Origin of the sequence: Amycolatopsis sp. lyj-346 (genome assembly GCF_046548975.1) — a bacterium.
Classification (GTDB): Bacteria; Actinomycetota; Actinomycetes; order Mycobacteriales; family Pseudonocardiaceae; genus Amycolatopsis.
The window spans coordinates 465,008-484,143 of the sequence record NZ_JAJPWT010000001.1; the positions used below are offsets into that span (position 1 = coordinate 465,008).

The following is a 19,136-nucleotide window of genomic DNA, read 5'->3' on the forward strand; positions in this document are numbered from 1 at the left end:
TATGAGCCCACCGCGTGACTGACCACCGGCACGACGTGTGGCGGCGGTCATGACAATCCGTGACAAAGGGCGGGTAAACTGGTGCCGAGGTGCGCCGGGAAGCCTGGTCGGCAACAGTGATCAGCGACCCCTGGAGCCGCCCCGATGTCCCGCCCGTTGAGTGAATTCGCCCGTTACCTGCGCACCGAGACGACCGGTGGGCTGATCCTGCTCGGCGCGACGGCGGTCGCGCTGCTCTGGGCCAACTCGCCGCTGCGGGACAGCTACGACGCCCTGCGCGGCTTCCGGCTCGGCCCGGAGTTCCTGCACCTCAACCTGACGGTCGGCGACTGGGCGAAGGACGGCCTCCTCGCCCTGTTCTTCTTCGTCGCCGGGCTGGAGCTCAAGCGCGAGCTCGTCATCGGCGAGCTGTCCCGGTTCAAGCAGGCGATTCTGCCGGTCGTCGCCGCGATCGGCGGCATGGTCGTGCCCGCGCTGGTCGCGCTGGCCGTCGGCTGGGGCACGCCGGGGATCGAGCGGGCCTGGGCGATCCCGGTCGCCACCGACATCGCGTTCGCCCTCGGCGTGCTGGCGCTGACGGCGTCGAACCTGCCGTCGAGTGCCCGCGTCTTCCTGCTTTCCCTGGCCGTGGTGGACGACCTGGGCGCGATCGTCGTCATCGCCGTGCTGTTCACGACGCAGTTCGACCTGGTCGCGGTGGCCGTCGCGGTCGTCGCGCTCGCGCTGTACGCGTTCCTCCAGCACCGCCGGGTCCGGACGCCGTGGCTGTACGTCCCGCTCGCGCTGGTCACCTGGGTCGCGGTGCACTCGGCGGGCGTCCACGCGACGATCGCCGGGGTCGCGCTGGGCCTGCTCACCCGGGTCCGCGCCGACGAGGGCGAGCCGGAGGCGCCCGCCCTGCGGCTCGAGCACCGGCTCCAGCCCTGGTCGGCGGCCGTCGCCGTGCCGGTGTTCGCGCTGTTCGCGGCCGGGATCTCGATCAACGCCGACGCGCTCGGCGCGGTGTTCACGACGGCGTTGCCGCTCGCCGTGCTCGCCGGGCTGCTCGGCGGCAAGGTCGTCGGCATCCTCGGGGCCAGCCTGCTCGCCGTGAAGCTGCGTGCGGCGGAGAAGCCGCGCGGGATGGGCTGGCGGGACATGGCCGCGTTGTCCGTGCTCGGCGGGGTCGGGTTCACCGTCAGCCTGCTGATCGCAGACCTGTCGCTACCTGCCGGAGCGAGCGAACTGGCCAAGGCCGCGGTGCTCATCGCATCGGCCGTGGCGTCCCTGCTGGCGGCGGCGCTGCTGGTCCGTCGCAGCAAGGTTCATGCGCGAATCGCCGACACACGGTGACGCCGCCGCGCCCGGTAATGGGACACATGGCACGATGACCCGGTGAGCAGCCCCAAGCACGAACGCACCGGCCCCGACGGCGTGGGGGCCGTGCCTTACCTCCCGCTGTCCTCCGCCACCGACATCCCCGGCGACCAGTCGCTCGGCCGCCTGGTCGGCGACGCGACCCAGCACATCTCCACCCTGGTCAGGGCGGAGATGGAGCTCGCGAAGTCCGAGCTGGTCGGCGAGGTGAAGAAGGGCCTCAAGGGCGCCATCTTCTTCCTGATCGCGCTGACGGTCTTCCTGTACAGCACGTTCTTCCTGTTCTTCTTCGCGGCCGAGGGGCTGGCCGAGTGGGTGCGCTACCGCTGGATCGCGTTCGGCATCGTGTTCGTCCTGATGCTGCTCGTCGCGGGCGCGGCCGGGTTCCTCGGCTACCGCAAGGTGAAGAAGTTCAAGGCACCGGAGCGGACCATCGCCAGCGTCAAGGAGACCGCCGCCGCGCTCAAGCCGCAGCGCGCGCCCGAAGCCGGCTTGACCACGCGCGACTGAGTCGTTGCACGCGTCCCCCGACCCGTCGATCGTCCGGCTCGACGGCCCGTGGGTCCACCGCGACGTCTCCGCGAACGGCATCCGCCTGCACGTCGCCGAGCTCGGCGACGGGCCGGTCGTGGTGCTGCTGCACGGGTTCGCCGAGTTCTGGTGGACCTGGCACCACCAGCTGCGCGCGCTGGCCGAAGCCGGCTTCCGCGCGGTCGCCGTCGACCTGCGCGGCTACGGCGACTCGGACAAGCCGCCCCGCGGCTACGACGCGTGGACGCTCGCCGGTGACGTCGGCGGCCTGATCAAGTCGCTCGGGGCGCGCCGCGCCCACCTCGCCGGGCACGCCTGGGGCGGCATGCTCGCCTGGACGGTCGCGGCACTGCACCCGCGGCTGGTGTCCTCGGTGACGGCGATCGGCGCCGCCCACCCCCTCGCCCTGCGCTCGGGCGCGGCCCGCCCGTGGCGCGGACAGGGCCGCGCGGCCGGGCACCTCTTCCGCTTCCAGGTGCCGATGGCGCCGGAGAAGTGGCTGGTCAAGGACGAAGCCCAGGCCGTCGCGGACCTGTTCGGCAGCTGGGCCGGCCGCCGCTGGCGGTCCACTTCGGACTTCACCGGCAGCGTCGAGGCGTTCCGGCAGGCGATGCTCGTGCCCGGGGTGGCGCACAGCGCGCTCGAGTACTACCGGTGGGCGTTCCGCGCCCAGTTCCGCGGCGAAGGCCGCCGGTTCACCGACGCCGTCGGCGCCCGGATCGCGGCGCCGACACTGCAGCTGCACGGCGCCGACGACACCTGCATCCTCCCCGAAACGGCGGCGTCGTCGACGCGCTGGGCGGGCCCGCACGCCGAGGCGGAGATCTGGCCGGACGTCGGGCACTTCCCCCACCTCGAAGCTCCGGACCGCACGTCGGCGGCCCTGGCGGACTTCCTCAAGCGAGGCTGATGGCGTTCTTCGCCCGCTCCACCGACTCCTCCGCCGCCGGCCCTTCCGGGTTCTCGGTGGCCAGCGCCTGGTTGAGCGCGGCGAAGGGCCGCATCCGCCGTTCGTAAGCCGCGAACGCCGCTTCGTGGCCGGCCCGGCCGAGTTCCTGCGCGAGGACGTACGCGCCGACCAGCGCCAGGCTCGTTCCCTGGCCGGACAACGCCGAGGCGCAGTAGCCGGCGTCGCCGACCAGCACGACCCGGCCCGTCGACCAGCGGTCCAGGTGGATCTGGGCCATGGCGTCGAAGTAGAAGACGTCCGCGGCAGCCATGGCTTCGAGGAGTTTCGGCACCTCCCAGCCGAGGCCGGCGAGGCGTTCGGCGATCAGCCGCTTCTGCTCGGGGACGGACATTCGCGGCAGCGGTTCCGAGCCGAAGCCGAGGGTGACGCGGAGTTCGGTGTTGTCCCGGACCGGGTAGACCGCGCCCCCGGTGTGCTCGTGCCGGAACCAGACCTGCCAGTCCGCCAGCCCCAGGAAGTTGGCCGTCGGGAAGATGGCCAGGTACTGGCCGAGGTGGCGGTTGAAGTCCTCCTCCGGGCCGAAGGCCAGCCGCCGCACGGCCGAGTGCAGGCCGTCCGCCCCGATGACCAGGTCGAACGTCCGGAAGCCGCCGTGGGAGAACTGGACACGCACGCCGTGCGCCTCCTCGGTGAGTGCGGTGACCGAGTCGCCGAAGACGTACTCGACACCGGGCGCCTCCAGCAGCATCGCGACGACGTCGTCGCGCAGCACCTCGAAGTCGGCGCTGTCGAGCCGTCCGCTGCTGAGGGTGTGCTCCTCCGAGCGGAACAGCTCGTGGCCGTCGCCGTCCACCATGGACATCCCGCGCATCCGCGTCCGCAGCGCACGCAGCCGCTCGCCGAGCCCGAGCTCGTCGACGACGTCGAGCGCGACGCCGCGCACGTCGATCGCCTGGCCGCCGGTGCGGGGGCCGGGTGCCCGCTCGACCACGGTCACCGCCCAGCCCGCACGCGCCAGGAGCCGGGCCAGGGTGCCGCCTGCCACCCCGGCGCCGGAGATCAGGACGTTCCGCATGTTTCCTCCAGTGAGTCGTACGCTGATGCGCACTACAGTGGAGACAACCCAGCTCAAGGGCCATTTCTGTACTAGTACAGATGGCCGCCTGTACTAGGTCAGGAGACTGCTGTGAAGTACGTGGCCATCGCCGGCGAACTGCGTGAGCGGATCGCGCGCGGCGACCTTCCGCCGGGCGCTCGGGTGCCGTCGACCCGGCGGCTCGCGACCGACCACGGGGTCGCGATGGCGACCGCGGCGAAGGCGCTGGCCCTGCTGAGCCAGGAAGGTCTCGTCCACGCGGAGCCGCGGTCCGGCACGGTCGTCGCCGGCCGCGAGCGCCGCGGCGGTCAGCGTGGGCTGACCCGCGAACGGCTCGTGCGGACCGCCATCGCCATCGCCGACGCCGAGGGCCTCGGTGCGCTGTCCATGCGCGGCGTCGCGGCCCGCCTCGAGGTCGCGGCCATGGCGCCGTACCGGTACGTACGGGGCAAGGACGAACTGGTGCTGCTCATGGCCGACGCCGCGTTCGGCGAGCGCGGTTACCCGGCGAAGCCTCCGGGTGACTGGCGCGAACGGTTGACGCTCGGTGGCCGCACCCTCTGGTCGCTCTTCCGGCGTCACCCGTGGCTGGCGCAGCTCGGGCCGATCACCCGGCCGCTGCCGCTGCCCAACCTCGGCGTGCACGGCGAATGGGCGCTGTCGGCGCTGTCCGAGCTCGGCGTCGACGCGACGACGCTGTGCAACCTGCACGTCCTGTTCTTCAGCCACGTCCAGGGCATCGCGATCCACCTCGAACGCGAGCAGCACGCGCTGGCCGCGTCCGGGCTGTCCGGGGAGCAGTGGATGGACCGCCAGGCACCGTCGATGGGCTCGATGACCAGCGGGCGCCCGGTGTTCACCAAGATGCTCCGCGAACTCGAAGAGACCGGCTACGACCTCGACCTGGACGACCTCTTCGAGTCGGGCCTGCGGGCGCTGCTGGACGGCATCGCGCTGCGGTTCGGGCGTTAGGCCGCGCAGGAGCCGGTGGACACGTTCGCCGTCTGCGACGGTGCCGCGTCGACCTCCGCGCGGACCTGCTCGGCTGTCAGCGTGAAGCCGGTTTCCGGGTCCTCGACCGCCGCGCCGAAGACGACGCCGATCACCTTGCCGTCCGGGGTCACCATCGGGCCACCCGAGTTTCCGCTGCGGATCTCGGCGCGGACCGTGAAGACGTCCCGCTGCACGGTGTTCGCCTCGTAGATGTCCGGGCCGCGCAGGTTGATCCGGCCGCGCACGCGGGCCGGCGTCGCCCGGTACGGGCCGTCGAGCGGGTAGCCGAGCACGACCGCGCTGTCGCCCGCCACGGCCGTCTCCGGCGCGAACTGCAGCGGCTCGGCCCGCAGCCGCGGCACCGCGAGCACCGCGATGTCGACCTCCGGGTCGAAGTAGACGACGCGGGCCGGGTAGTCGCCCTGGGTGGTCTCGATGCCGACGGTGTCGGTGCCCGCCACGACGTGCGCGTTCGTCATCACCCGCTGCGGCGCGATCACGAACCCGCTGCCCTCCAGCGACCGCGAGCACGAACTGGCGGTGCCGCGGATCTTGACCACGCTGCCGTGCAGCTGCTGGACGATCCCGCTGCGCTGGAGCGCGGGGTCCGGCGGCGAGGTGTCCGCCGTCGGCGCCTTCTGGAACGGGTCCACGATGGACGGGAAGCCGGACGCGTCGAGCAGCTTGCGCAGCTGGCTCGGGAAGCCCTGGGCCGCCTCGGGCATGGTGTCGTTGACCTTGCCGAGCACCACCGAGTTGTTGATCGCCTTGGCCAGCCACGGCGCGCCGGACACGGCCGTCAGCGGCGTCGCGATCAGCCAGGCCACCACGAACACGACCAGGGCCTGCACGACCGCGCCGAGCGTCTTGTCGATGCCGGACAGCTTGTCCGGGTTGATCTTCTGCCGCAGCCGCCGTCCCACGTAGACGCCGATCGCCTCGCCGAAGGCGACCAGGAAGACCACCGTCGCCACCGCGAAGGCGACCTTCCAGACGGGGTCGTCGAAGAACGAGACCACGACCGGCGCGAGCTTGATCCCGGCGACCGCACCGAGCACGACGCCGACGAGCGACGGCAGCGCGATGATCACACCCTGGTAGGCGCCGGACACGGCCGCCAGCACGGCCAGCAGCAGCACCAGCACGTCGACCCAGTTCACCGCTTCACTCCCCTGCCAGCCGGGCCTGGAACGCGGCCAGTGCCTCGTCGAGGTCCCGGACGTCGCCCGAGTCCCATTCGCGTTCCCAGCCTCCCAGGCTCAGGAGGACCGACAGCAACCCGGCGGTGAACCCCCACACGAACAGGCCGCCGACCTCGAAGGCCGGCCCCTTCCACGGCGCACCCGCCTTCTTCACCGTGAACCGGTTGGCCGGATCGACCAGGTCGGCGATGGCGACGCGCGCGACCGACGCCGTCTCGGCCGGGTCGACCGCGTGCACCGGCGACGGTTCCGCCCAGTGCGCCAGCACGGGCGTCACGGCGAACCCGGACACCGGCACGAACAACTCCGGCAGCACCGCGACCGGCCGGACACCGGAGGGGACCACGCCGGTCTCTTCCTCCGCCTCGCGCAGCGCGGTGCCGATCGGCCCGCCGTCACCCTCCTCGGCGCCGCCGCCGGGGAAGGAGACCTGGCCGGCGTGCGAGCCCAGCGTGTCGGCGCGGCGCTGCAGCAGAATGTCGGGCTCGCCGTCGGCTTCCCGCTCACCGAAGAGGATGAGCACCGCGGCGGTGCGCGTGTACGCGTTCTCCGGCGGGCTGAACCGGGTGAACGTCTTCGAGTCGACCTCGCCGCTGACCTTGACCAGCGGCCGGAGCCACTCGGGAACCGACTCCGGTTCGACCAGTGGTCCGATCACGATGCCCCCTCGACTGCCGCACGCACCTGATCAGTGTTCACGAACGAGCGTGGGTTGGCGATGAACCGGACCTCGCCTGCCGCGGTGACCAAGTAGGACGCCGGGAGCGCCGAAGGCACCTTCAGCGCCGTCCGGACGGGCCCGCTCCGGCCGTCCCCGTCGAACACCGACGGCAGGTGCACCCCCAGCTTGGCCAGCAGGTCGAGGCCGTCCTTCGCCGGGCTCTGCACCTGGACGCCGAGGACCCGCACGGCACCCGGCTGCTTCGCGTACTCCTGGAGCACGGGCAGCTCGGTCCGGCACGGCTCGCACCACGACGCCCACACGTTGACCAGCACCGGAGCACCGGCCAGGGCCCTGCCGACATCGACGCGCACGCCGTCGCCGAGGCACTCCGCCGTGACGCCGTCGAGTTGCTTCACCGGCTGCGCCGGGCCCGGCGCCGGGCACGGCTGGAGCGCTGCCGCGGACCGGGCGGGCCCGAGGTCGCCGGACGGCTTCGCGGCGGAGTCGTCACCCCCGCGCGGCAGCAGCGCGACGATCAACGCCACCGCGAGCGCGGCGGCGGCCAAGGCCCACTTGGTGACGCTCGTCACCGGGGCGTCGCCAGCGTCAGGATGTGCTCCTTTTCGACGCCTTTCACCAGCTTCGCGGCTTCGTCGAACCCGGTCGGGCCGGTGCCGTACGACGGGCAGTCCCTGGCCAGCGGGCAGGCACCGCAGGCCGGCTTCTTGGCGTGGCAGACGCGGCGGCCGTGGAAGATCACCCGGTGCGAGAGCATCGTCCACTCCTTGCGGGGGATCAGCTCGCCGATCGCGTGCTCGACCTTGACCGGGTCCTCCTCCGCCGTCCAGCCCCAGCGCCGGACCAGCCTGCCGAAGTGGGTGTCGACGGTGATGCCCGGGACGTCGAAGGCGTTGCCGAGGACGACGTTGGCGGTCTTGCGGCCGACGCCGGGCAGGGTGACCAGGTCCTCGAGCTTGCCCGGCACCTCGCCGTCGAAGCGCTCGACCAGCGCCGCGCCCAGGCCCATGACGGAGTTCGCCTTGGCCCGGTAGAAGCCGGTGCTCCGGAGGTACTCCTCCAGTTCGGCGCGGTCGGCGCCGGCGTAGTCGGCGGCGGTCCGGTAGCGCTTGAACAGCGCGGGCGTGACGAGGTTCACGCGGACGTCGGTGGTCTGCGCGGACAGCACGACCGCGACCAGCAGTTCCAGTGGCGTGGTGAAGTCGAGCTCGCAGTGGGCGTCCGGATACACGTCGTCCAAGCAACGCTTCATCCGCCTGGCGCGTCTCACCAGAGCTAACCGGCTTTCACCAGCGCCCTCACGGGGGGCGTTCGTGGTGGCAGGTGGCACCCCGATAGCCTACGGGCGCCGTCGGACGAGCCGGTGACTGCACCGGTGGACGACCGACACGCCAGAGCACCACCTCGGCGCGTTTTCCGGCCGCCATGAGCGAGGATCTGGAGTAGATGCTTTTCATCGAGTGTTTCGGGGTCCGGTCATGACCGTCTGGTTCGTCATCCTGGTCCCATTGGTGATCATGTTCTTCGCGCTCTTCATGGAGCGGGTGGAGAGCAGGCTCAAGCACGTCGCGGTGCAGGAGAACGAGGTCGAAGAGTTCCTCGAGCAGGCGCAGCCCAACGAGGTCAGAGCGCTCTACGGGCACGGCATCGGCCGCGCGCTGGAGCTGTTCCGGCTGCGTAGGCTGGGCGGACGGGCAGCCAGGCTACGCGCGCGTCGCGTGCGGAGTTAGGCTCCACGTTCGAACGAGATCGTTTCCGCCGTACGCGAGTCCGGCGAGCGATCTCGGGAGTACGCCCTAGACTGACGCGCAAGTGATCGGCGTCACGCTCCTCCAGCCACGGGGGAGCGTGATCGTTTCTCGACGAGGAGGCACCCGAGGTGGACGAAACCCTGGCCCGTGCGGGCATTTTCCAGGGTGTGGAGCCGGCAGCGGCGGAGGCGCTGGCCCAGACCTTGGAATCCGTGGAGTTCCCCCGCGGCCATGTCATCTTCAACGAGGGCGAACCCGGCGACAAGCTGTACATCATCCAGTCCGGCAAGGTGAAGATCGGCCGCAAGTCCCCGGACGGCCGCGAGAACCTGCTGGGCATCTTCGGCCCGTCGGACATGTTCGGTGAGCTGTCCATCTTCGACCCCGGCCCCCGGACGTCGAGCGCGACCACGGTCACCGAGGTCCGCGCGGTCACCATGGACCGCCCGGCCCTGCGCCAGTGGATCTCGACCCGCCCGGAGATCGCCGAGCAGCTGCTGCGCGTGGTGGCACGCCGCCTGCGCCGGACGAACAACATGGTCGCGGAGCTGATCTTCACCGACGTCCCGGGCCGCGTCGCGCGCGCGCTGCTGCAGCTCGCGCAGCGCTTCGGCAGCCAGGAGGCGGGCCTCCTGCGGGTCACGCACGACCTGACGCAGGAAGAGATCGCCCAGTACGTCGGCGCCTCGCGCGAGACCGTCAACAAGGCGCTGGCCGACTTCGCCCACCGCGGCTGGCTTCGGCTCGAGGGCAAGAGCGTGCTGATCCTGGACCCGGAGCGCCTGGCCCGTCGCGCTCGCTGAGTCTTCCGACGAAGAAGGCCCTCTCGGTAAGCCGAGAGGGCCTTCTTCGTGTCCGCACCCAAAACAAAGAGCCGGGCGCCACCCCCGACGTGGCGCACCGGCTCTTCGTTGTTGCGCGGACCATCCCCCGACGATCCGCGCTCCCCGCCCTCCGGGCCAGGCCCCGACCCGAGTGCCGGAGGGAGCTGGGTTTTTCTGTGCTGTTGTTCAACCATCACGGCCCATACCCACGAATTCAAGGCCATTCACTCTCAAGGACGCCGTCTGGGCCGTTTCGTTGCAGGAGTTCACGGAGAATATCGTGAGTGTTACCCGATCGAGACCTCATGTCCGGGTAGCAAGATCCACTACCAGTGTGCCGGTGACACAGCTGACCGTCAAATAACTGGTACTCACGTACCACTCTGCGGCATACTTGTACGCGTGTCCCAGTCTGCCTCGAACCACGAAAGCCACACGTCCCTCGCCGACTACCGCACCGCGCTGACGACGCGGGCGGCCCGGTGGCCCGCCGTGGCGGCCGTGCTCGCCCGCCTGCCGATCGCGATGATCGGCATTTCGGCCCTGCTCTACGTCCAGCGTGAGACGGGTTCCTTCGCCGTCGCCGGGCTCGTCTCGGCCGGTTCACTCGTCGGGGTGTCGGTGGGCGCGGTGGTGCAGGGCAGGCTGATCGACCGGTTCGGGCCGACGCGGCCGCTGCTCACCGCCGCGGCCCTGCTGGCGCTGTCGATGACCGCGCTGGTCACCGCCATCGAGTCGCACGCCGCGACGGCCGTGATGGTCGCGCTCGGCGCCCTCACCGGGCTGACCGAGCCGATGGTCGGGTCGGCGTCGCGGGCGCTGTGGGGCAGGCTGCTGCCGCCGGGCGGCCCGCGCAACGCCGCGTACTCGTACGAGGCGATCAGCATGGAGGTCTTCTTCATCCTCGGCCCCGGCGTGGCCGGGCTGCTGGTCATGGCGCCGTGGGCGGGCACCGGCCTGCTGCTGGGCGTCGTGCTGCAGTTCACCGGTGCGGTGCTGTTCGCACTGAGCCCGGCCGTGCGGCAGTGGGGGCCGTCCACCGGGAAGCGCGGATCGCTGCTGGGCGCGCTGGCGAGCCCGGGCATGCGGACGTTGGCGATCGCCGCGCTGGGCTTCGGCGTGGTGATCGGGTTCGTCGAGGTCGCCGTGCCGGCGGCGGCCACCGAAGCGGGCCAGGCGTCCGTGGGTGGCTTGCTGCTGTCGGCGTGGTCGCTGAGCTCGGTCGCGTTCGGCGTCGCCTACAGCCTGCGTCCGTGGCCGCGGCAGCTGGGCCTGCGGCTGCCGGTGCTGCTGGGCGGGTTCGGTGCGCTGGTCGCGCTGCTCGCGTGGCCGTCTTCGCTGTGGGGCCTGGCGCTGATGATGCTGCTGGCGGGCGCGTTGATCACGCCGCAGTCGACGGCCCACTCGACGGCGATCGAGGTGGTCGCGCCGTCCGGGACCGCGGCGGAGGCGTTCGGCTGGGTGCTCACGGCGGTGACGCTGGGGCTGGCGGCCGGCCAGTCGATCAGCGGGTACGTCGTCGAGCACGCCGGCCCGGGCGCGGCGTTCCTGGCGGCGAGCGCTGCGGGACTGGTGCTCGCGCTGGCCGTGTGGCTGCTTCGCCGCACGGTACGGGCACCCCAGTCCGCTCCGGTTCCTTCGCTGGTCAACGCGTAGATCGGCGGTTTTTGTCGGTGCCGGCCGCTAGCTTGCCGGGATGGACGTCACCGCGCCTGCCCACCGCCTCTCGGCGGCTGTCTCCGCCGCGTCGCGCCTGCTGCCGTCCCGCACCGGGTTGCGGTTGCGGGCGGACGCGGCCGGGCTGACGGTCGCCGGCAGCGACCCGGATCTCGCCGTCCGGTTCGGCTGCCCGGCGACCACGCACACCGGCGGCTCGGTCGTCGTCCCCGCGGCACCGCTGGCGGAGACGCTGAAGATGCTCGACACGGACCTGGTGCGCCTGGTCGTCGAAGGCACGCGCCTGGCGTTGCGGCTGGACAACGCCCGGTTCGCCCTGCCACTGCTGCCCGAGGCGGGTGCCGCTCCCGGCCCACCCGCCCAGGTGTCCGAAGTGGACGGATCGGCGTTCGCTTCGGCGCTGCGGATCGTCGCGGGCACGGCGGCGAAGGACGACCCGCTGCCGCTGTTCACCGGCGTCCGGGTCCAGGCCGCCGGCGCCCGGATGACGCTGACGGCGTCCGACCGCTACCGGATGGCGGTGGCCCGGCTGCCGCTGCTGTCCCCGGGTGCCCTGGACGTCCTGGTCCCGGCGGCCCTGCTGTCGGAGGCGGCCCGGCAGGCACGCGGCCGGGTGGGCCTGCACGTGGGCCCGGGCCGGTTCGGGGTGAGCTGGCCGGGCGGCCTGGTCGCCACGGCGGTGCTCGACGCGGGCTTCCTGTCGGAGGACTCGATCTCCGCGGCCACGGTGGACACCACGGTGACGGTGGAGGCGGACACCCTGGCGGCCGCGGTCCGCCGCGTCGGGGTGTACGCGGAGGACAGGCGAGTACTGACAGTGGAGGTCGGCGACAACCAGGTCCGGCTGGCAAGCGCCCGCCAGGACACGGGCGAGGCGGAGGAGATCCTGAAGGCGAACGTCGGCGGCGGCCGGACATCGCCGTCGTTCCAGGCCCGGTACCTGCTCGACGCACTGTCGGCGTTCGCGGGCGAGCGGGTGGTGCTGTCGATCCAGCCGGGGATGCGGGCCTGCATCCTGCGGGCCGCGGAGCCCGGGGAGGTGGAGCTGACGTACTACCTGATGCCGATGCTGCCCCGGTAGGTCGGCAACGGGCCGAGGACATACAGCTCGGCCTCGCGCTACACCCGCTCCAGTGCGCCGAAGCGCTTCAGCGTCCGGATCATCGGCGCCGTCTCCACCTGCTGCACGCCCGGCAGCCCGCCCAGATCGGCGGCCAAGTACGAATACAGCGCCGCGTCGTCGCGGCAGCCCACGTTCGCCACCAGGTTGGCCGGGCCCGTCGTGGCCGCCGCGAAGGCCACCTGCGGGTGCGTGGCCAGCGCCCGGCCCGCCGACTCCAACGACGAGGGGGTCACCGTGAGCCACAACGTCGCCGTCAGCGGGTAGCCCAGCAGGGCCGCGTCCACCTCCACGTCGAAATACAGCACTCCCGATGACCGCAAGGCCTCCAGGCGACGGCGGGCCGTCGACTCCGAGCGGCCGCAGGCCGAGGCCAATGTCGCCATGTCGGCCCGGCCGTCGTGGGCCAACGCCGCCAGCAAGCCCGCGTCGCCCGGCTCGGGCCGGTACGGGGCTTCCGTGACCGGGCGCCGCAACGCCGTCACCTGCGCCGCCGACAACGCGCTCGCCCGGCCCGGCCACGCTGCCGGGCCGCCCGCGAACCGGCGCAGCAACCGGTACGCCGTCATCGACACCACGCGCGGCGTCTTCGGCAGCTGTCCCAGCAGCAGGCCGTCCGCCTCCTCGCGCAGCGGGGCGCGGACGAAACACGTGAGCTCCGTGCCGCCCGACATCAGGCTCACCCACTGCGTGTCGTCCCGGCGGGCCACGCCCGCCGCGATCGCCGCCGCCGCGTCCGGGACGCAGCGCAGCCGCACCAGCCAGCTCACCTGGCCCAGGGATGCCGGCTCCGTGACGCCGACCACCCGCAGCACCCCGGACGACCGCAGCTTCCGGTACCGGCGCGCCACCGTCTGGTCCGAGACGCCGAGTACCGCCGCGATCGTGCTGAACGACGCCCGGCCGTCCAGCTGCAGGGCGTGCGCCAGGCCGCGGTCCAGGTCGTCGAACAAGCCGGATTCCACCAGATGAGGCTAGCCGATGTCGGATTTCGGGCAAGCGCGCGCAACGGAAGGAACTATCCCGAGGACGGCTTCATGCTGAGTGCATGACGATCCTGGAAACCACCACCGGCCGGGTTCGCGGCGCGCAAGGCGCGTTCAAGGGCATCCCGTACGCCACCGCGGAACGCTTCGAAGCACCGAAGCCGCCGAAGCCGTGGAGCGGTGTCAAGGACACGCTCGAAGCCGGACCCGCGGCACCGCAGCCACCCTCGCGCCTCGAGCACGCGCTGGGGCCGATGCCGCTTCCCCAAAGCGAGGACTGCCTCAGCCTCAACGTCTTCACGCCGTCGACCACCGGGAACCGTCCGGTGCTGGTGTGGATCCACGGCGGCGGGTTCTCCAGCGGCTCGGGCGGCCAGGTCTGGTACACCGGCACGCGCCTGGCCCGCGACGCCGACGCCGTCGTCGTGACGCTCAACTACCGCCTCGGTGTGCTCGGCTTCGCCGCGCTGGACGGCGTGCCGCCGAACCTCGGGATCGCCGATCAGCTCGCCGCGCTGGAGTGGGTGCGCGACAACATCGCCGCGTTCGGCGGGAACCCGGCCGAAATCACCCTCGCCGGGCAGTCGGCCGGTGCGCAGTCGACGCTCGCCCTCTGGTCGTCGCCGCGGGCCCGCGGGCTCATCAAGCGGATCGCCCTGCAGAGCGCACCCCTCGGGATGCGGCCGGCCACCTGGGCGGACGCGAACCGCCGGGCCCGGCCCCTGCAAGGCCTCCGGACCGCCCCGGTGGAACAGCTGCTCGCCGCTCAGCTCGCGGTCCCCGGCGAGCCCGGCTCGATCGAGCCGGCGTTCCAGCTCGTCGCCGACGACGACCTCGTCGCACACGACCTCGTCGAAGCCGCGCCGGCGGGCCCCGCGCTGATCAGCTGGACGCGGGAAGAGCTGCGCGCCTTCGTCCCCGACGCGCCGCAGGAAGCGATCGACACCGCGAACGGCTTCTTCACCAGCGACCTGCTGGCGAAGAAGCTCGGCGCCTTCACCTACCGCTTCGACTGGGCGGCGCCGGGCAACCGGTTCGGCGCCTGCCACTGCATCGACATCCCGTTCCTCTTCGGCACCCACGACGTCTGGGACGCGCCGATGCTGGAGGGCGCCCCGAAGGGCCTCGAGAACGAGACTGGGCTGCGCGAAGTGTGGGCCGCCTTCCTCCACGGAGAGCGGCCCGGCGCACTCACCCCGCCGAAGCTGCCTTGACCGCCGCCTCGACCTCGGCGAAGGAGGGATTGACCATCGCCGTCGAGCCGACGATCACCGTCGGCACCGTCTCGTTGCCGTTCGCGACCTCGCGCACCCGCGCGGCCGCCGCCGGGTCCTCCCAGATGTTGATCGCGCGGATGTTGAAGCCGCTCTTCGACAGCGGGCGCTCGAGCGCGGCGCAGAACCCGCAGCCCGGCCGCCAGTAGAACTCGACCTCGACGTTGCTCATCCGTTCTCCTCCGACCGCAAGTAGTCCAGCTGCGCCTGCACGCTCCACTCGGCGGGCGCCCACAGCGCCCGGTCGACGTCGGCGTACACGACCTCGACGACCTGGCGCGGGGTGGCGTCCGCCCCGAGCGTCTTCAAGGCCGAACGCACCTGGTCGAGCCGCTGTTCCCGGTGGGCAAGGTATTCGCGCGCGGTCGCGGGCAGATCGGGGAGTTCTGGACCGTGCCCGGGCAGCCCGGCCGTCCCGGACGGCAGCTCGATCAGCTTCCGCAGCGAGCGCAGGTAGTCGCCGAGGTCGTGCAGCACCGTGGTGCCGCGCCCGAGGATCGTGTCGCCGGTCAGCACCTGGCCGTCGAGGACCAGCGACACCGAGTCGTCGGTGTGCCCCGGCGTGTGCAGCACGCGGAGCGAAAGGCCGCCCGCCGAGATCACCTCGCCGTCCACGACGGACGACGCACCGAGGCACAGCGCGGGGTCGAACGCCCGCACCGGCGCGCCGACGCGCTCGGCGAACCACGGCGCGCCCTCGGCGTGGTCGGGGTGGCAGTGCGTGAGCAGGATCAGCTCGACCGCGCCGGCCCCGGCCAGCAGCTCGAGGTGCTCGAGGTCGCGGTAGCCCGGATCGACGACCACGGCCGGGGTGTCCGGCGTTGCCCGCAGCACCCAGCTGTTGGTGCCTTCGAGCGTCATCGACGACGGGTTGTTCTCCAGCAGCACCGAAGCCGTCTCGGACACCCGGCGCAGCACGCCGTAGGCCGGGGCGCTCATCGCCGCTCCAGGACGACGCGGACGTGGTCGTTCTCGCGCACCAGCGTCGGCGCGATCCGGACGATCTCGCGCGGCGCGTTCAGCACGTCGTCGGCGGTGGCGAACGCCGCCAGCTCACTCAGCGTCAGCCACGTCGGCGGCATCAGCATCCGGCGGCCTTCGCGCGCGTCGGCGATGGCGTCTTCGGGACGCTGCCAGCCGGAACTCGATGCCTCCGAGGTGGCCCCGTCGGCCTCCTGGCCCTCGGGCAGCTTCGCGACGTAGAACCGGGTGTCGTACCGGCGCGGCTCCTGTTCGGGCGTGATCCAGTGCGCCCACGGGCGCAGCAGGTCGGCTCGCAGCGTCAGGCCCGCGTCGGCGAGGAAACCGGCCAGCGACACCTCGCGCGTCTCCAGGGCCTGCCGGGCCGCCGCGTACGGCGCGACGCCGGTGAGCACCGCGTCCGCGCTGCCCGCGAGCAGCACACCGGACTCCTCGAACGTCTCGCGCACGGCCGCGCAGGTCAGCGCCCGCGCGAGTGCCTCGTCGCAGCCGAACCGCGAGGCCCACCAGGACGGCTCGGGTCCGGCCCACGCCACCGACGTGTCGGCGTCGCGCCGGTCGACCCCGCCGCCGGGGAAGACGGTCATCCCGCCCGCGAACGGCATGCCCTTGACCCGGTGCTGGAGGAAGACCTCGACGCCGTCGGCGCCGTCACGGACGAGGATGACGGTGGCCGCGTCCTTCGGCGTCGCCGGCGGGCCGTCGGCGTTCGCGCGGGTGGCCACCCCCGCGCCGACCGGGATGTCGAAGACAAACTCCTTTGGCTGCTCCACCCGGGCAACATACCTCCGGCCCCCGACGTCCCGTCGCGCACTTGTGGCACGCCGGACACGGCAAAAGGGGCACTTTCACGTGAAAGTGCCCCTTTGTGCCGCAAACCTCAGGGGGCGGTCCAGCCGCGCTGGTCGCCGCCGGAGCGGGAAGCGCCGTTGAGACGCATCTTCGCCGCCTCGGCCCGCTCGCGCTCGGCCAGCTCGGCGTGCAGCTCGCGCAGCAGTGCCCGGTCGCGCTCGCTCAGGCTCGGGTCGTCCAGGTCCAGCGCCGGCAGCTCGACGACCTCGTGCATCGACGGCTTGCCCGCGGCGATCTCGCGGCCCTTCTCCGGGTCCTCGGCCAGCGCCTGCCGCAGCTGCGCCACCTCGGCCGGCGTCAGGTCGGCGGTGCGCTCCGCCCGCGTCTCGGACCGCGCCTTGCGGGGCGGCTCGGGGGCGGGCGGGGGCGACACGATCGGCACCACCGGGGCGACCGGTTCGGCCGGCGCCGTCGTGGTGCTGCTCGACCGCATGCTGTGCCTGCTGCCCGACTCCGCGACCGGCTCCGACGTCACCGGGGCCGGCGGCTTGACGACCGGCTCGGGCCGAAAGGAGGACGTGCTCGACGTCGTGCTCCCGGTCACCCAGGCCGGCGACGCGGCCGCCGAAGCGGCCTGGTGGTACTCGGAGTGCGCGACGCCGGGGCCGCTGACCTCGACGACCGAGTGGATCCCGGCCCGGCGCAGCGCGGTGTCGACGCGGAACGCGACGGCGGGCGGGTTGCCCTCCGGGCCGAGCTCGACGAGCACCACGCGCTGCGGCAGCGCACCCGGCACGCTGCCGGCCGGGGTGTTGCGCCACACCGCGTGCACCGAGCGGACGTCCGGCAGCACCTGCAGGGTCCGGTCGAGCGCTTCGGCGATGCCGAACTCCGGGGCGTTCTCGCCGCTGAACCGGTGCGTGTTGACCGGCTCGGTCTCGTCGACCAGCAGATCGTTCGCCAGCGTCGCGTCCGACCGGCTCATCTCGAGCACCAGCGCCAGCTCGCGCTGCTCGGCGGAGCTGACCGGGATCCGGCCCGCGATGAGCGTGCCGGTGGTCAGCTCGACCGCCTCGTCGATGTGGGCCCGGGCGATCAGCTCACGCGCTTCGGTGAGTGCGCTGTCGTCGATCCGGCCCGCCAGGGCCAGCAACAGGTTGTGCAGGCGCAGGGGCACCGAGAACCCGTCCATGGGCGGGCCGTCGTGGACCTCCACCATTGCCTTGCTCCCTCCCAGCTCGCTGGCGGGCGAGCGTTATGCGGCTACTAGCCGGGTCCCCGCCACGGCGCCCACGCAGACCAGCTCTGAGTCGGCCAGCGCGGCCCGGTGGTACCCCGGCAGGTCGAAGCGCGGCGGGATGACCTCGACGCTGGGCTCTTCGTCGCCCAGCACCCGCAGCACCCGCTGCAGTTCGCCGGTCAACCTCGGCAGCCCCGTCAGCGCGGTGATCAGCAGGACGCGCTTGGCGGTGCCCTGTCCGACCACACCGACGTGTCGCCAGCTCTGCCGCACTTCCCCCACGTCCGGGCGTCCTCGCAACGTTGCGTGGATCAACACGGACACGGAGTCGACCGAGTTAACCCATTCGGGCGCACTCGACGTGAATGTGTACCGGTTCTCGGAGACGTCGTCTACCCCCAGCGTCGAACTGACCTGGTGCCAGTCGGCGCCGTGCGGGATGAGACCGGCCACGAGCAGCCGGTACTCCGTTTGGTCGAGGTCGATCCTGTGCTTAAGCAAAGACCTCGGCAGGGTCCGGGCGAGGGTGCCCATGGCGCCCTCGCCGAGCCAGTCGCGGAACCGCCACAGCAGCTGGTCGGGCAGCCGCCCGGCCAGCCGGATCAGCAGCTCGTGGGTGGACTGCTCGATGTCCGGGTCCATCACTGCACCTCCACGATCAGTTCGACCTCCACCGGCGAGCCGATGGGCAGCTCCGCGACACCGACGGCCGACCGGGCGTGGATGCCCGCGTCGCCGAAGACCTCGCCGAGCAGTTCGGACGCGCCGTTGACGACCGCCGGCTGACCGGTGAAGCCCTCCGCGGAAGCCACGAAGCCGACAACCTTGACGATCCGCGCGACGTTGTCAATGCCGACCAGCGCGTGCACGGCCGCGAGCGCGTTGAGCGCCGACGTCCGCGCGTGGCCCTTCGCCTCTTCGGGGCTGATCTCCGCGCCGACCTTGCCGGTCGCGGCGAGCACGCCGTCGACGAAGGGCAGCTGGCCGGAGGTGAAGACGTGCTTGCCGCTCTGGACGGCGGGCACGTACGCGGCCAGCGGGGCCGCGACGCCGGGCAGCTCGATGCCGAGCTCCTTCAGCCGTTCGCTCCAGCTCACCGCGGTCAGCCCTTCGGACGCTTCAGGTAGGCGACGTGCTGCTCGCCGCTCGGGTTCGGCAGCACGGAGACCAGCTCCCAGCCGTCCTCGCCCCACTGGTCGAGGATCTGCTTCGTGGCGTGGATCAGCAGAGGGACAGTGGCGTACTCCCACTTGGTGGCGCTCATGTCCGGGAGCGTAGCCAAGCGGGCAAGAGCGCCGGGGAGGGCCGCCGGAAAACGCTCCGCGACGCGCCGGACTGTGTCTCATCTCACGCGCACCCCCAGCGCCCCAATGTGGCCTTGGGTGCGTTCAACGCACCGAAGGCCACCTTGGGTGCGTTGAACGCACCGAAGGCCACCTTGGGGCGCTGGGGCGCCGCTAGCGTGGGCGACGTGGATACGTGGCGCGTGATCGCGGCGGCGCTGCTCGCGGCGGCCGGGCTGCCGCTGGTGCTCGTCGTGATGGCGAAGGTGCGCGACCGGACGCGGAGTTCCGGGCAGGTCGCGCTCGGCGGGGTGATCACCTTCACCCTGCTGGCGGTCGTGGGCGTGCTCACCCTCACCGTGCTGCCCGGCGTCGTGAGCTGGGCGCTCGTCGCCGCCGTCGCCGCTGCGGCCAGCGTCATGCTGCTGGCCGGTTGAG

23 protein-coding genes are annotated in these 19,136 nt (G+C 72.2%); 10 read left to right on the forward strand and 13 right to left on the reverse strand.

Going from position 1 to position 19,136, the window contains the following annotated elements; genetic code table 11:
- Nucleotides 1-144 precede the first annotated feature (144 nt).
- From nhaA to ACLJQE_RS02275, 3 genes are read left to right on the forward strand one after another with little or no spacing between them, the layout of a single operon-like run.
- On the forward strand, nt 145-1,332 hold the full coding sequence (nhaA, locus tag ACLJQE_RS02265) for a Na+/H+ antiporter NhaA (RefSeq protein WP_410637231.1): 1,188 nt from the start codon (nt 145-147) through the stop codon (nt 1,330-1,332).
- A 42-nt stretch (nt 1,333-1,374) separates the two neighbouring features.
- The gene (locus tag ACLJQE_RS02270) at nt 1,375-1,866 is read left to right on the forward strand and encodes a phage holin family protein (RefSeq protein ID WP_410637232.1); all 492 of its coding nucleotides are present in this window, start codon (nt 1,375-1,377) and stop codon (nt 1,864-1,866) included.
- A 4-nt stretch (nt 1,867-1,870) separates the two neighbouring features.
- Entirely contained in the window at nt 1,871-2,797 is a 927-nt protein-coding gene (locus ACLJQE_RS02275) for an alpha/beta fold hydrolase (RefSeq protein ID WP_410637233.1), read from the forward strand.
- Here the strand turns inward: ACLJQE_RS02275 and ACLJQE_RS02280 are convergent.
- On the reverse strand, nt 2,784-3,872 hold the full coding sequence (locus ACLJQE_RS02280; protein ID WP_410637234.1) for an FAD-dependent monooxygenase: 1,089 nt from the start codon (nt 3,870-3,872) through the stop codon (nt 2,784-2,786). The genes ACLJQE_RS02275 and ACLJQE_RS02280 overlap by 14 nt on opposite strands.
- A 111-nt stretch (nt 3,873-3,983) precedes the next feature.
- Between ACLJQE_RS02280 and ACLJQE_RS02285 the strand changes: the two genes are divergently transcribed.
- Nucleotides 3,984-4,865: a GntR family transcriptional regulator gene (locus tag ACLJQE_RS02285; RefSeq protein ID WP_410637235.1), complete on the forward strand. Its 882-nt coding sequence runs from the start codon at nt 3,984-3,986 to the stop codon at nt 4,863-4,865.
- Here ACLJQE_RS02285 and ACLJQE_RS02290 read toward each other — a convergent pair.
- The 4 genes from ACLJQE_RS02290 to nth are packed head-to-tail and all read right to left on the reverse strand — an operon-like array spanning nt 4,862 to nt 8,022.
- The gene (locus tag ACLJQE_RS02290; protein WP_410637236.1) at nt 4,862-6,046 is read right to left on the reverse strand and encodes a MarP family serine protease; all 1,185 of its coding nucleotides are present in this window, start codon (nt 6,044-6,046) and stop codon (nt 4,862-4,864) included. The genes ACLJQE_RS02285 and ACLJQE_RS02290 overlap by 4 nt on opposite strands.
- A gap of 4 nt (nt 6,047-6,050) precedes the next feature.
- Nucleotides 6,051-6,746: an NUDIX hydrolase gene (locus ACLJQE_RS02295; RefSeq protein ID WP_410637237.1), complete on the reverse strand. Its 696-nt coding sequence runs from the start codon at nt 6,744-6,746 to the stop codon at nt 6,051-6,053.
- Complete coding sequence (locus tag ACLJQE_RS02300; RefSeq protein ID WP_410637238.1) at nt 6,743-7,342, reverse strand: TlpA family protein disulfide reductase; 600 nt, start codon at nt 7,340-7,342, stop codon at nt 6,743-6,745. The genes ACLJQE_RS02295 and ACLJQE_RS02300 overlap by 4 nt, the downstream gene beginning before the upstream one ends.
- Complete coding sequence (nth, locus tag ACLJQE_RS02305) at nt 7,339-8,022, reverse strand: endonuclease III (RefSeq protein ID WP_410637239.1); 684 nt, start codon at nt 8,020-8,022, stop codon at nt 7,339-7,341. Before nth ends, ACLJQE_RS02300 begins: the two co-directional genes overlap by 4 nt.
- Before the next feature lie 226 nt (nt 8,023-8,248).
- Here nth and ACLJQE_RS02310 point away from each other — a divergent pair, with 226 nt between their 5' ends.
- From ACLJQE_RS02310 to ACLJQE_RS02325, 4 genes are all read left to right on the forward strand, one after another.
- On the forward strand, nt 8,249-8,500 hold the full coding sequence (locus ACLJQE_RS02310) for a hypothetical protein (protein WP_013230551.1): 252 nt from the start codon (nt 8,249-8,251) through the stop codon (nt 8,498-8,500).
- 149 nt (nt 8,501-8,649) lie between these two features.
- Nucleotides 8,650-9,324, forward strand: a complete 675-nt coding sequence (locus ACLJQE_RS02315) for a Crp/Fnr family transcriptional regulator (RefSeq protein WP_003081747.1) — start codon at nt 8,650-8,652, stop codon at nt 9,322-9,324.
- Nucleotides 9,325-9,747: 423 nt separating this feature from the next.
- Nucleotides 9,748-11,001, forward strand: a complete 1,254-nt coding sequence (locus ACLJQE_RS02320; protein WP_410637240.1) for an MFS transporter — start codon at nt 9,748-9,750, stop codon at nt 10,999-11,001.
- Between the two features lie 40 nt (nt 11,002-11,041).
- A complete protein-coding gene (locus ACLJQE_RS02325) occupies nt 11,042-12,103 on the forward strand; it encodes a DNA polymerase III subunit beta (protein ID WP_410637241.1) in 1,062 nt (353 codons plus the stop codon).
- Between the two features lie 38 nt (nt 12,104-12,141).
- Here the strand turns inward: ACLJQE_RS02325 and ACLJQE_RS02330 are convergent, their stop codons facing one another.
- Nucleotides 12,142-13,107 (reverse strand): Lrp/AsnC family transcriptional regulator, encoded by a 966-nt coding sequence (locus ACLJQE_RS02330; protein WP_410637242.1) that lies wholly within the window; start codon nt 13,105-13,107, stop codon nt 12,142-12,144.
- Between the two features lie 83 nt (nt 13,108-13,190).
- Here ACLJQE_RS02330 and ACLJQE_RS02335 point away from each other — a divergent pair, with 83 nt between their 5' ends.
- A complete protein-coding gene (locus ACLJQE_RS02335; protein WP_410637243.1) occupies nt 13,191-14,342 on the forward strand; it encodes a carboxylesterase family protein in 1,152 nt (383 codons plus the stop codon).
- Here the strand turns inward: ACLJQE_RS02335 and ACLJQE_RS02340 are convergent.
- The 7 genes from ACLJQE_RS02340 to ACLJQE_RS02370 all read right to left on the reverse strand — a co-directional run bounded on the left by ACLJQE_RS02340 (nt 14,320) and on the right by ACLJQE_RS02370 (nt 18,679).
- Complete coding sequence (locus ACLJQE_RS02340; protein WP_410637244.1) at nt 14,320-14,574, reverse strand: glutaredoxin domain-containing protein; 255 nt, start codon at nt 14,572-14,574, stop codon at nt 14,320-14,322. The genes ACLJQE_RS02335 and ACLJQE_RS02340 overlap by 23 nt on opposite strands.
- Nucleotides 14,571-15,341 carry an MBL fold metallo-hydrolase gene (locus ACLJQE_RS02345; RefSeq protein WP_410637245.1) on the reverse strand — a complete coding sequence of 257 codons (771 nt, stop codon included), beginning with the start codon at nt 15,339-15,341 and terminating at the stop codon, nt 14,571-14,573. Before ACLJQE_RS02345 ends, ACLJQE_RS02340 begins: the two co-directional genes overlap by 4 nt.
- Entirely contained in the window at nt 15,338-16,156 is an 819-nt protein-coding gene (locus ACLJQE_RS02350) for an NUDIX hydrolase (RefSeq protein WP_410637246.1), read from the reverse strand. The genes ACLJQE_RS02345 and ACLJQE_RS02350 overlap by 4 nt, the downstream gene beginning before the upstream one ends.
- Nucleotides 16,157-16,263: 107 nt before the next feature.
- Nucleotides 16,264-17,394 carry a hypothetical protein gene (locus ACLJQE_RS02355; protein ID WP_410637247.1) on the reverse strand — a complete coding sequence of 377 codons (1,131 nt, stop codon included), beginning with the start codon at nt 17,392-17,394 and terminating at the stop codon, nt 16,264-16,266.
- A 36-nt stretch (nt 17,395-17,430) separates the two neighbouring features.
- Nucleotides 17,431-18,057: a hypothetical protein gene (locus tag ACLJQE_RS02360; RefSeq protein WP_410637248.1), complete on the reverse strand. Its 627-nt coding sequence runs from the start codon at nt 18,055-18,057 to the stop codon at nt 17,431-17,433.
- Entirely contained in the window at nt 18,057-18,512 is a 456-nt protein-coding gene (locus ACLJQE_RS02365) for a RidA family protein (protein WP_410637249.1), read from the reverse strand. The genes ACLJQE_RS02360 and ACLJQE_RS02365 overlap by 1 nt, the downstream gene beginning before the upstream one ends.
- 5 nt (nt 18,513-18,517) lie before the next feature.
- Nucleotides 18,518-18,679, reverse strand: coding sequence for a hypothetical protein (locus tag ACLJQE_RS02370; protein ID WP_410637250.1), 162 nt, complete (start codon nt 18,677-18,679; stop codon nt 18,518-18,520).
- 207 nt (nt 18,680-18,886) lie between these two features.
- Here ACLJQE_RS02370 and ACLJQE_RS02375 point away from each other — a divergent pair, with 207 nt between their 5' ends.
- Nucleotides 18,887-19,135 (forward strand): hypothetical protein, encoded by a 249-nt coding sequence (locus ACLJQE_RS02375; protein ID WP_410637251.1) that lies wholly within the window; start codon nt 18,887-18,889, stop codon nt 19,133-19,135.
- Nucleotide 19,136: the final 1 nt, after the last annotated feature.

What these genes read in the sequence shown, in the direction of transcription:
- ACLJQE_RS02335 (WP_410637243.1), top strand. Translation starts at nt 13,191, where the DNA reads ATGACGATCCTGGAAACCACCACCGGCCGGGTTCGCGGCGCGCAAGGC.
- ACLJQE_RS02280 (WP_410637234.1), bottom strand. Translation starts at nt 3,872, where the DNA reads ATGCGGAACGTCCTGATCTCCGGCGCCGGGGTGGCAGGCGGCACCCTG.
- ACLJQE_RS02310 (WP_013230551.1), top strand. Translation starts at nt 8,249, where the DNA reads ATGACCGTCTGGTTCGTCATCCTGGTCCCATTGGTGATCATGTTCTTC.
- ACLJQE_RS02355 (WP_410637247.1), bottom strand. Translation starts at nt 17,394, where the DNA reads ATGGTGGAGGTCCACGACGGCCCGCCCATGGACGGGTTCTCGGTGCCC.
- ACLJQE_RS02325 (WP_410637241.1), top strand. Translation starts at nt 11,042, where the DNA reads ATGGACGTCACCGCGCCTGCCCACCGCCTCTCGGCGGCTGTCTCCGCC.
- ACLJQE_RS02340 (WP_410637244.1), bottom strand. Translation starts at nt 14,574, where the DNA reads ATGAGCAACGTCGAGGTCGAGTTCTACTGGCGGCCGGGCTGCGGGTTC.
- nth (WP_410637239.1), bottom strand. Translation starts at nt 8,022, where the DNA reads ATGAAGCGTTGCTTGGACGACGTGTATCCGGACGCCCACTGCGAGCTC.
- ACLJQE_RS02360 (WP_410637248.1), bottom strand. Translation starts at nt 18,057, where the DNA reads ATGGACCCGGACATCGAGCAGTCCACCCACGAGCTGCTGATCCGGCTG.
- ACLJQE_RS02345 (WP_410637245.1), bottom strand. Translation starts at nt 15,341, where the DNA reads ATGAGCGCCCCGGCCTACGGCGTGCTGCGCCGGGTGTCCGAGACGGCT.
- nhaA (WP_410637231.1), top strand. Translation starts at nt 145, where the DNA reads ATGTCCCGCCCGTTGAGTGAATTCGCCCGTTACCTGCGCACCGAGACG.
- ACLJQE_RS02370 (WP_410637250.1), bottom strand. Translation starts at nt 18,679, where the DNA reads ATGAGCGCCACCAAGTGGGAGTACGCCACTGTCCCTCTGCTGATCCAC.